Origin of the sequence: Streptomyces lanatus, from assembly GCF_014655715.1 — a bacterium.
GTDB classification, from domain to species: Bacteria; Actinomycetota; Actinomycetes; order Streptomycetales; family Streptomycetaceae; genus Streptomyces; species Streptomyces lanatus.
This window is the reverse complement of record NZ_BNBM01000006.1, coordinates 475,089-482,483: the sequence shown is the minus strand read 5'-3', so window position 1 is coordinate 482,483 and position 7,395 is coordinate 475,089. Positions and strand designations below refer to the sequence as shown.

Sequence of the window (7,395 nt, the reverse complement as noted above, 5' to 3'; positions counted from 1 at the left end):
GAGAGCGGAACAGCCGGGCGGAATAAGCCCGGACCGTTCACAGCGTCCTCGCTGTGTTTTTCAAAGGAACCTCGCCCCAGCAAAGCTGGAGACGGGGTATCAACATATCTGGCGTTGACTTTTGGCACGCTGTTGAGTTCTCAAGGAACGGACGCTTCCTTCGTACTCACCCTTCCGGGCTTTCCTCCGGGCAGTTTCCCTTCGGTCTTGCGTTTCCGACTCTATCAGACCGTTTCCCGATCCGATTTCCTCGGTGCTTTCCAGGTTCCCGCTTCCGCGTTTCCCTTTCCGGCGGCTCCGACTTTATCAGATCCTTTCGGGCCTGACTCCCAGTCAGCAGGGCTTGTCTTCCCGGGCCCTTGGGCCGTTCCGACGTCTCAAACCTTAGCGGATCCGCTCGGCGATTCCCAATCGGGCCGCCGGGTCCCAATTCGAATTGAATTCGGGCATGCCGAAATCGACCCGGTTGGGAGATCGTGCTGGTGGTTTGGTTGCCGCTCTCGCGGCGGGAGGTGCTGTCGCAGAACCGTTACGGCTCAGCGGCAACCCGGAGAACATTACGGACCGGGCAGAGGGCTGTCAAGCATCCCCTGTCAAGATCTTTTATGGCGGTGTCCCGCCCCATCTCAGTCCAGGTCGCTGAGGCGGCCGCCGGCGTCCGGCTGGGCGTCTTCCACCCTGCGGAGGAGGCGGGTGAGGACGTCGCCGAGGCTGGTTCGCTCCTGTGCGGAGAGGTCCTGGAGGAGGTCCTCCTCGAAGACCGTCGCGAGGCGCATCGCCTCCAGCCACTTCTCGCGGCCCTCGGCGGTCAGCTCCACGATGACGCGGACGCGGTTGGACTCGTCGCGCTCCCGGGTGACCAGGCCCTCGGCGAGCATGCGGTCGATGCGGTGGGTCATGGCGGCCGGGGTGAGGCCGAGGCGCTTGGCGAGGTCGCTGGGGCCCAGGCGGTAGGGGGCGCCGGAGAGGACGAGGGCCTTGAGGACCTCCCACTCGGCGTTGCTGATGCCGAGGGCGGCGGTCTGGCGGCCGTAGGCGACGTTCATACGGCGGTTCAGCCGGGACAGTGCCGAGACGATCTGCTCGACCTGGGGGTCAAGGTCCTGGAACTCGCGCTGGTAGGCGGCGATCTGTTCTTCGAGTGTCGGTTCGCCGATGTCGGGGGTGTCGCCCATGGGCCGAGTATGGCATGGGCTTGCTTGGCGTTGAAGTTCTTCGAGGTGTACTGTTTAGCTTCGAAGTTTAGGTTTGAAGTCTTCAGGCTTGCATTGCGGGTCTGCATGGAGAGAGGTGAACGTGACCAGGGCGATGGGCGCAGCGATGCGCCGGATCCACGTGGGCAACGCACTCAGCGCGTTCGGGCTCGGTTTCACCGTCCCCTACCTGTACGTCTATGTGGCGCAGGTGCGGGGTCTCGGTGCCATGACGGCGGGGCTGGTCCTCGCCGTCTTCGCCGTGGCCGCGCTGGTCGTGCTGCCGTTCGCCGGGCGGGCGATCGTGCGGCGGGGTCCGTTGCCGGTGCTGATCGCCGCCTTGGTCGTGGCCGCGCTCGGGGCGCTGAGTCTGGGGCTCGCGGGGAGTGCGGTGGCCGTACTGCTGTCCGCTGCCGCGCTCGGGGCGGGGCAGGCCGTGATGCAGCCGGCGCTCGCGACGATGATCGTGGACTGCTCGGGGGCGGAGACTCGGTCGCGGGCGTTCGCGACGCAGTTCTTTCTGCAGAACCTCGGGCTGGGGGTCGGCGGGCTCATCGGTGGGCACCTTGTCGACACGTCGCGGGTCTCGTCGTTCACCCTGCTCTTCGCGATCGAGGCGGCGATGTTCCTGCTGCTCGCCGCGGTGATGTCGACCGTGCGGATGCCTCGTGCGCCGCGGGTGGACGGGGTGCCGGCGGGTGCTTCGGCGAAGGGGAGCTGGAAGCAGCTGCTCGGGAACCGGGCGATGGTGCAGCTGTGTGTGCTGGGGTTCGTGCTGTTCTTTGCCTGCTACGGGCAGTTCGAGTCGGGGCTGAGTGCGTACGGGGTCGAGGCGGCCGGGGTGTCCACGTCGGCGTTGGGGACCGCGTTGGCCGCCAACACCTTGATGATCGTGGTGGCGCAGTTCGCGGTGCTGAAGTTCGTCGAGCGGCGGCGTCGGTCGCGGGTGATCGCGGCGGTGGGGTTGATCTGGGCCGTGGCGTGGGTTGCGGCGGGGTATGCCGGGCTTGGGCACGGGAGTCAGGAGATGGCCACCGCGGTCTTCATCTCCACGTATGCGCTGTTCGGGCTGGGTGAGGCGATGTTGTCGCCGACTGTTGCTCCGCTGGTGGCGGATCTGGCGCCGCATGGGATGGCGGGGCAGTACAACTCTGCGTTCGCGCTGGTGAAGCAGTTGGCGTTGGCTGTGGGGCCGGCTGTGGGTGGGCCCATGGGGGCGGCGTTGCATGGGCCGTATGTGGTGACGTTTCTGCTGTTCTCGCTGGGGATTACCTATCTGGCGTTGCGGCTGGGGCGGGAGCTGAGTGCGGTGCAGGATCGGCCGTGGTTGGGGAAGAGTCGGGTTGTGGCGCAGGGGGCGGTTTCTGCTGTGGGGCAGTCGGAGGCTCGGGCCTGAGTTTTCTCGCCCCCGCCGCCCCTACCCGTCCCATACCTGAGGGCTGCGCCCCCAGGCCCCCGCTGCCGGCCCTGAACGGGCCTTGTCCTCAAACGCCGGACGGGCTGGAAGCGACCGGCCCCGAACCGTGTCAGCGGCCCGACCCCTTCGGTAGTGCGAACTCGCACCACACCGCCTTTCCTCCGCCGGGGGTTCTGCGGGAGCCCCAGGCCGAGGCGATGGTGGCGACGATGGCGATTCCTCTGCCTGATTCGTCGGCCGGTTCGGCTCGGCGGCGGCGGGGGAGGTGGTCGTCGCCGTCGGTGACCTCGATGATCAGGCGGCGGTCCGTGCGGCGTAGGCGTAGGCGCATGGGTGGGGTGCCGTGTTGGAGGGAGTTGGCCACCAGTTCGCTGGTGGCCAGGACGCCCAGGTCGTGGAGGTCCGGGGGGAAGCGCCAGCTCGTGAGGACTCCGGAGGCGAAGGCTCGGGCTCGGGGGGCCGCTTCCACGCCGCCCAGGAGTTCCAACGCCGCGTTGCGGAAGAGGTCGGCGTCGGGGCCCGTGCGGGCGGGGTGCTGGAGGACCAGGACCGCTACGTCGTCGTCGTGGTCGGCGGTGACGCCCGCGCTGCGGACCAGGCGGTCGCAGATGACCTGGGGGGTGCCGGTCGCGCCGGCGAGGGCTCGGGACAAGGCGGCGATGCCCTCGTCCAGGTCCTCGTTGCGGCGTTCCACCAGGCCGTCGGTGTAGAGGACGGCGGTTGAACCGGGGCTCAGGGGGATCGAGCCCGACGCGTGCATCCAGCCGCCGGTGCCGAGGGGTGGGCCGGTGGGTTCGTCGGCGCGGTGGACCTCGCCGTGCTCGTCGCGGACCAGGATCGGGAGGTGGCCGGCGGAGGCGTACACCAGGCGGCCCTCGTTCGGGTCGTGGATGGCGTAGACGCAGGTGGCGATCTGGTTGGCGTCGATCTCCGTCGCCAGGCCGTCGAGGAGTTGCAGCACTTCGTGCGGGGGGAGGTCCAGGCGGGCGTAGGCGCGGACCGCTGTACGGAGTTGGCCCATTACCGCCGCTGCTCGGACGCCTCTGCCCATTACGTCGCCGATGACCAGGGCCGTGCGGCCGCCGCCGAGCGTGATCACGTCGTACCAGTCGCCGCCGACCGCCGCCTCGGTGCCGCCGGGGTGGTACGTCGCGGCGATGCGCAGGTCGTCGGGTTCTTCGAGCTCCTGGGGGAGGAGGGAGCGCTGGAGGGTGACGGCTGTTTCGCGCTGGCGGCGTTCGCTGGCGCGCAGGCGCTCGGCGGCTTCCGCGTGGTCGGTGACGTCGGTGGCGAAGATGAGGACGCCGCCGTCACCGTCCGTCACAGGCGTGCAGGTGAAGGTGTAGGAGCGGCCGTCGGGGGCCTTGCGGGACTTCAGGGTGCGGGGCTTGCCGCTGCGCAGGACCTGGTCGAGGAGGGGGAGCAGGCCCAGTTCGGCCAGTTCGGGGAGGGCCTCTCGGGCCGGTTCGCCCGGGGGGCGTTCGCCGAAGGCCGTCGTATAGGCGTCGTTGGTGTACGCGATGCGGTGGTCGGTGCCGTGGAGCAGGGCGACCAGGGCGGGGACTCGGTCGAGGACCTCGCGGACCGGCAGGTCGTCCACCGCGGGGATGGGGACCGCCTCGTCGGTGAGGTGTTCCGCGCGGGCCGCGGGGACGGAGTTGGCGCTCTCGCCCCGGCGGTCCGGGGTGGCCGCCGCCGCGGTCTCGGTCCGCGCTGCGGCGCGGCGCTGCGTTCCGGGGAGCCGGGCGCTCCAGCGCGTGAAATTCACGAATCCTTGCCTCGTGTCGTCGTCTGCTGCCTGCTCCGGACCCGGCCGGGGGTCTGCGGGGCGGCGGTACCCCAGGGTCGCAGCACTGTGGGGAGAGCCTCGTGGGGTGGAGAGGGAGATGGGGGATCGGGGTCGGTCGGGGATCAGTCTGGCAGTGCGGTCGGGCTGGCCGACACCCGTCAGACGTCGGCCCCATCGGTGGAGTTCCTGGGTCCGGTCAGGACGACCCCTTCGTGTCGTCTCCCGGGTTGAGGTGATGCTTTCCACCGGCCGCGAGTTCGAACTCCGCTCGGGGATGTTCGAGTGAACCGAGGGAGACGATCTCCCGCTTGAAGAGCCCGGACAGGGTCCATTCGGCCAGGACGCGGGCCTTGCGGTTGAAGGTCGGCACCCTGCTGAGGTGGTAGACGCGGTGCATGAACCAGGCAGGGTAGCCCTTCAGCTTGCGTCCGTAGACCTGTGCGACGCCCTTGTGGAAGCCGAGGGAGGCGACCGAGCCCGCGTACTTGTGCGCGTACGTCTCCAGGGGCTCGCCGCGCAGGGTGTGCGCGATGTTGTCGCCGAGGACCTTCGCCTGGCGCAGGGCGTGCTGGGCGTTGGGGGCGCAGTCCGTGCCGGGTTCGGCCGCGGTGACGTCGGGGACGGCGGCGGCGTCTCCCGCGGCCCACGCGTGCGTGGTGCCCTCGATCGTCAGCTCGGGGGTGCCCTTCAGCCTGCCGCGCGCATTAAGTGGCAGGTCGGTCGCGGCGAGCACCGGGTGCGGCTTGACGCCGGCCGTCCAGACGACCGTACGGGTCGGGAAGCGGGCACCGTCGCTGAGTACGGCGACCCGGTCGGCGCAGGACTCCAGGCGGGTGTGCAGACGTACGTCGATGTTGCGGCGGCGCAGCTCGGTGACGGTGTAGCGGCCCATGTCCTCGCCGACCTCGGGAAGGATGCGGTCGGAGGCCTCGACCAGGATCCACTTCATGTCCTCGGGGCGGACGTTGTGGTAGTAGCGCGCGGCGTAGCGGGCCATGTCCTCGAGTTCGCCGAGGGCCTCCACGCCCGCGTAGCCGCCGCCGACGAAGACGAAGGTGAGGGCGGCGTCGCGGATCGCGGGGTCGCGGGTGGAGGAGGCGATGTCCATCTGCTCGATGACGTGGTTGCGCAGGCCGATGGCCTCCTCGACGGTCTTGAAGCCGATGGCGTGCTCGGCGAGGCCGGGGATGGGCAGGGTGCGCGCGATGGAGCCGGGGGCGAGGACGAGTTCGTCGTACGACAGCTGTTCGGTGCCCGTGCCCTCCTCCGCCGTGGCGAGGGTCGTGAGGGTCGCGGTGCGCTTGGCGTGGTCGATGGCGGTGGCCTCGCCGATGATGACGCGGCACCGGGACAGGACGCGGCGGAGGGGGACGACCACATGGCGGGGGGAGATCGAGCCGGCGGCGGCTTCGGGGAGGAATGGCTGATACGTCATGTACGGGTCGGGAGTGACGACGGTGATCTCGACCTCGCCCCGCCCCAGTTCCGGTTTCAGCCTCCGCTGGAGCCGCAGGGCCGTGTACATCCCGACGTAGCCGCCGCCGACAACGAGAATGCGCGCACGTTCCTTCACCATCCCATGACGCACCCGGCGCTTGCGTTTGTCCACAGGCTCGACCATTTGTGTGACCGGAGATCGTCCGCACCGCGATTTGGCCGAATTGCCGGAGTGCGCGGAATCCTCGCAGGTCAGCGGGGGTGCATGGGGGGATCGTAGGTGGCGCAATCGGGACGTAAACGACCCGTACTCCGATCGAGGGGCGCTCCGTGCGGAACCTGCCCCTTCTGAATTGACCCTCGCTCAACTATGTTCGTGTGTCGACGGGGTGTAGGGGGATGCGCTCTTCGGGTCCGGGAGTCACACAGAACGGACTCGTGGTCCGGGCTTGTTCCGCGACGCTCCGGCTTTGCAATGACGGGGAGTCTCCGGGGGGAGACGTCATTACCGGGGGATCGCTTATGCATGTTCAGGATTCTCGATGGTCTTCCACTTCCGCCATCACATCGGGCGGCGGCATGGTGGGCGGCACGATGAGCGCGGCTGCGGGCAACGGACGCGGTGACGCGTCGCGTTCGGCGCCGCTGCGCGTGGACGCACAGCGCAATCTGGAGCACGTGCTGCGTGCGGCGCGTGAGGTCTTCGGCGAGCTGGGATACGGCGCGCCTATGGAGGATGTGGCGCGACGCGCGCGGGTCGGTGTCGGCACGGTGTACCGGCGCTTCCCGAGCAAGGACGTCCTGGTGCGGCGGATAGCCGAGGAGGAGACCTCCCGGCTCACCGACCAGGCGCGTGCCGCGCTCGGCCAGGAGGACGAGCCGTGGTCGGCGCTGTCGCGCTTCCTGCGCACATCGGTGGCCTCGGGCGCGGGCCGGCTGCTGCCGCCGCAGGTGCTGCGGGTCGGGGTCGCCGAGGACGGTGCCGGGCCGGACGAGGCACGGGTGCCGCAGCAGCGGATCCAGCCGGGCACCGGTGAGCTGCGGATGCAGCCGGGCGCGGGTGAGCTGCGGCTGGTGCCCGAGCAGGCTCCGGCGGCTTCGGCCGACGCCTTGGACGACGCGGGGGCGGCGGCGCTGCTCGACGTGGTGGGCCAGCTCGTGGAGCGGGCGCGCGCGGCGGGTGAGCTGCGGGCCGACGTCTCGGTGTCGGACGTCCTGCTGGTGATCGCCACGGCGGCGCCCTCGCTGCCGGACGCGGCGCAGCAGGCGGCGGCCTCGGCGCGGTTGCTGGACATCCTGCTGGAGGGGTTGCGGTCGCGGCCTCAGGCGTGAGTCCAGGGGTGACCGGGAGGTGGGGTGCTGCGCCGCCCTTGCCTCACACACCGTCATGGAGCATTCCCGGCATTTCGGGTGGGTTGCTCAACCTCCGCCCGGCGAGGGCTGTTTGAGCCTTCCCCGTACGGGCGAGGCCTAGTACTGGCGTTGTCGGAAGTCCCCACGGACGGGTGGATGTCCGTACGGGTGGGTCCTGACCAAAAGCCAATGTGGCACCCTGACCC

5 protein-coding genes are annotated in these 7,395 nt (G+C 69.7%); 2 read left to right on the top strand and 3 right to left on the bottom strand.

Translation table 11 applies throughout. The features are described 5' to 3' along the window. Window positions 1-626: 626 nt before the first annotated feature. Window positions 627-1,175 carry a MarR family winged helix-turn-helix transcriptional regulator gene (locus tag IE325_RS19650; RefSeq protein ID WP_190071231.1) on the bottom strand — a complete coding sequence of 183 codons (549 nt, stop codon included), beginning with the start codon at window positions 1,173-1,175 and terminating at the stop codon, window positions 627-629. Between the two features lie 145 nt (window positions 1,176-1,320). Here IE325_RS19650 and IE325_RS19645 point away from each other — a divergent pair, with 145 nt between their 5' ends. Further along, complete coding sequence (locus IE325_RS19645) at window positions 1,321-2,589, top strand: MFS transporter (protein ID WP_190071265.1); 1,269 nt, start codon at window positions 1,321-1,323, stop codon at window positions 2,587-2,589. A 130-nt stretch (window positions 2,590-2,719) separates the two neighbouring features. On the opposite strand, the gene IE325_RS19640 is transcribed toward IE325_RS19645, so the two are convergent. Together IE325_RS19640 and IE325_RS19635 are read right to left on the bottom strand one after the other, a co-directional pair. Further along, window positions 2,720-4,378 carry an ATP-binding SpoIIE family protein phosphatase gene (locus tag IE325_RS19640; RefSeq protein WP_190071230.1) on the bottom strand — a complete coding sequence of 553 codons (1,659 nt, stop codon included), beginning with the start codon at window positions 4,376-4,378 and terminating at the stop codon, window positions 2,720-2,722. Window positions 4,379-4,595: 217 nt separating this feature from the next. Next, a complete protein-coding gene (locus IE325_RS19635) occupies window positions 4,596-5,975 on the bottom strand; it encodes an NAD(P)/FAD-dependent oxidoreductase (RefSeq protein WP_190071264.1) in 1,380 nt (459 codons plus the stop codon). A 383-nt stretch (window positions 5,976-6,358) separates the two neighbouring features. On the opposite strand from IE325_RS19635, the gene IE325_RS19630 reads away from it, so the two are divergent. Beyond that, complete coding sequence (locus IE325_RS19630; protein WP_190071229.1) at window positions 6,359-7,168, top strand: TetR/AcrR family transcriptional regulator; 810 nt, start codon at window positions 6,359-6,361, stop codon at window positions 7,166-7,168. Window positions 7,169-7,395 lie beyond the last annotated feature (227 nt).